Raw genomic sequence first — 2,992 nt, forward strand, 5'->3', positions numbered from 1 at the left:
ATGGCAACACCGCGGTTTCATAGATAAACCGCAGCGCCTGAATCGCGAGCAGGCTCACTCCTACAAAAAACCGAACCGAATTTGTTAGCACAGGGAGCCTCCCATGCAGCACGAAACACATACCCACGGCATCAATATGTCGGCCCTGGGTCGCGACAAGCAGAGCCTGAGCCTTGAGCAGGAAACCGTGGCCATCGAAGTCCCGGGCCTGAGCCTGTTCTACGGCGAGAAGCAGGCGCTGTTCGACGTCAGCATGAACATCCCGAAACAGCGCGTGACCGCTTTTATCGGCCCGTCCGGCTGCGGCAAGTCCACGCTGCTGCGTACCTTCAATCGTATGAACGACCTGGTTGACGGTTGCCGTGTCGAAGGTGCGATCAACCTGTACGGCAACAACATCTACCGCAAGGGTGAAGACGTTGCCGAGCTGCGTCGCCGCGTCGGCATGGTGTTCCAGAAGCCCAACCCGTTCCCCAAAACCATCTACGAAAACGTGGTCTACGGGCTGCGCATCCAGGGCATCAACAAGAAGCGCATTCTCGACGAAGCGGTCGAGTGGGCATTGAAAGGCGCGGCACTGTGGGACGAAGTCAAAGACCGTCTGCACGACTCGGCACTCGGCCTGTCCGGTGGTCAGCAGCAGCGTCTGGTGATCGCGCGCACCATCGCCGTTGAACCGGAAGTGTTGCTGCTCGACGAACCGTGCTCGGCCCTCGATCCGATCTCGACCCTGAAAGTCGAAGAGCTGATCTACGAGCTGAAGTCCAAGTTCACCATCGTCATCGTGACCCACAACATGCAGCAGGCCGCGCGGGTTTCCGACTACACGGCGTTCATGTACATGGGCAAACTTGTGGAATTCGGCGACACCGACACCCTGTTCACCAATCCGGCGAAGAAACAGACCGAAGACTACATCACCGGTCGTTATGGCTGACAGTTGCGGTTATTCACAGAATTGACGCTGCGGCCCACCGCACCTTACCGGACGCTCCAAGGACGCCACCATGATTAGTAAAGAAGGCCTTACCCACCACATCTCCGCGCAGTTCAACGCCGAGCTTGAGGAAGTGCGCAGCCACCTCCTGGCCATGGGCGGGCTGGTCGAGAAGCAGGTCAACGACGCGGTCACCGCGCTGATCGAGGCCGACTCTGGCCTGGCTCAGCAGGTGCGCGAGATCGACGACCAGATCAACCAGATGGAACGCAACATCGACGAAGAATGCCTGCGCATTCTTGCCCGTCGTCAGCCGGCGGCGTCCGACCTGCGGCTGATCATCAGCATCTCCAAGTCGGTGATCGACCTGGAGCGCATTGGCGACGAAGCGACCAAGATCGCCCGCCGTGCCATTCAGCTGTGCGAAGAAGGCGAAGCGCCGCGTGGTTACGTCGAGGTCCGTCACATCGGCGATCAGGTGCGCAACATGGTTCGCGATGCGCTGGACGCGTTTGCCCGCTTCGATGCCGATCTAGCCTTGTCGGTGGCGCAATACGACAAGGTCATCGACCGCGAATACAAGACCGCCCTGCGCGAGCTGGCGACCTACATGATGGAAGACCCGCGCTCTATCTCGCGGGTTCTGAGCATCATCTGGGTGCTGCGTTCGCTGGAACGCATCGGCGATCATGCGCGCAACATCTCGGAACTGGTGATCTACCTGGTGCGCGGCACCGATGTGCGCCACCTGGGCCTCAAACGCATGAAAGAAGAAGTTGAAGGTACAAGCGGCGAAACCGCTAATGTTCCGGGCAATGCTGACGATAAGTAAGATTGCCTGAGAAAAGCGCCCGGCCCTTTGGCCGGGCGTTTTTGTTTAGGGCGCCTGAATCAGGAAATCGAATTAAAAAGCAGCACCCGCGAACGAAAAGTCCCGGCGTGACTGAAGATTGTTGGCAATGTGCCATCAGTAAAAGCGGTATGCTTGCCGGGATTTTTATAGGGGTGTTGGATGAGCAAGATCAGTGTGTTGGTCGTGGACGATGCTTCGTTCATTCGTGACCTGGTGAAAAAGTGCCTGCGTAATTACTTCCCGGGGATCCGCACCGAGGACGCCGTCAACGGCAAAAAGGCCCAGGCCATGCTGGCCAGGGAAGCGTTTGACCTGGTGCTGTGCGACTGGGAAATGCCGGAAATGTCCGGCCTCGAGCTGCTGACCTGGTGCCGCGAGCAGGACAATCTCAAGACCATGCCGTTCGTCATGGTCACCAGCCGTGGCGATAAAGAGAACGTGGTGCAGGCGATCCAGGCCGGGGTTTCCGGCTACGTCAGCAAGCCGTTCACCAACGAACAACTGCTGACCAAGGTCAAGCAGGCGCTGAACAAGGTTGGCAAGCTCGACACCCTGATGAACAGCGCACCGACCAAGATGAACTCGGCGTTCGGCAACGATTCCCTGAGCGCATTGACCGGCGGCAAGCCTGCCGTGGTCGGTGCTGCGCCGGCGGCCGCTGCTGCGGTCAATCCGTTTGCCAAACCGGCTGTAGTCGCGCCAACGCCAGCTGCTGCGCCGTCGCGCGGTTTGCTTAACAGCCCGCCGGTGCAGGCACCGGCTGCCTCGAAAGCGCCGGCCGGTGGTCGTGGCCAGGGCCAGTTGCGCTTGCCGAGCGGCACCCAGCAATGCGTGATCAAGGCCCTGAGCATCAAGGAAGCGCTTTTGGTGGTGAAACGCACCGACACCCTGCCGCAGATCCTCGACAGCGCCGTGCTCGATCTGGAGCAGGGCGACAACGCCGAAATCGCCCGCCTCAACGGCTACCTGCACGCCATCGTTGCCCACGAGCAGAAAGCCGACAGCGACTGGCTGCAACTGACTTTCCGTTTCGTCGACCAAGATGCGCAGAAGCTCGATTACATCTCCCGCCTGATCGCCCGCGGCACGGCGCAGAAGCACTTCGTTCCGGGCGCTTGATCCTCGTCGCCTGACACACCGCCTTCGCGAGCAAGCCCGCTCCCACCTTTGAAATGCATTCCAAGGTGGGAGCGGGCTTGCTC

3 protein-coding genes are annotated in these 2,992 nt (G+C 59.9%); all 3 read left to right on the top strand.

Annotation, left to right across the window (positions count from 1 at the left end; genetic code table 11):
* Positions 1-103: 103 nt before the first annotated feature.
* The 3 genes from pstB to QMX91_RS30315 all read left to right on the top strand — a co-directional run bounded on the left by pstB (position 104) and on the right by QMX91_RS30315 (position 2,909).
* Positions 104-937 carry a phosphate ABC transporter ATP-binding protein PstB gene (gene pstB, locus QMX91_RS30305; protein ID WP_007962289.1) on the top strand — a complete coding sequence of 278 codons (834 nt, stop codon included), beginning with the start codon at positions 104-106 and terminating at the stop codon, positions 935-937.
* 70 nt (positions 938-1,007) lie between these two features.
* Entirely contained in the window at positions 1,008-1,769 is a 762-nt protein-coding gene (gene phoU, locus QMX91_RS30310) for a phosphate signaling complex protein PhoU (protein WP_003229617.1), read from the top strand.
* 180 nt (positions 1,770-1,949) lie between these two features.
* Positions 1,950-2,909 (top strand): response regulator, encoded by a 960-nt coding sequence (locus QMX91_RS30315; RefSeq protein WP_202369221.1) that lies wholly within the window; start codon positions 1,950-1,952, stop codon positions 2,907-2,909.
* The last annotated feature ends 83 nt before the right edge of the window (positions 2,910-2,992 follow it).

This window comes from Pseudomonas sp. PS01299 (assembly GCF_029960145.1).
Lineage (GTDB): Bacteria > Pseudomonadota > Gammaproteobacteria > Pseudomonadales > Pseudomonadaceae > Aquipseudomonas > Aquipseudomonas putida_A.

What these genes read in the sequence shown, in the direction of transcription:
- QMX91_RS30315 (WP_202369221.1), top strand. Translation starts at nt 1,950, where the DNA reads ATGAGCAAGATCAGTGTGTTGGTCGTGGACGATGCTTCGTTCATTCGT.
- pstB (WP_007962289.1), top strand. Translation starts at nt 104, where the DNA reads ATGCAGCACGAAACACATACCCACGGCATCAATATGTCGGCCCTGGGT.
- phoU (WP_003229617.1), top strand. Translation starts at nt 1,008, where the DNA reads ATGATTAGTAAAGAAGGCCTTACCCACCACATCTCCGCGCAGTTCAAC.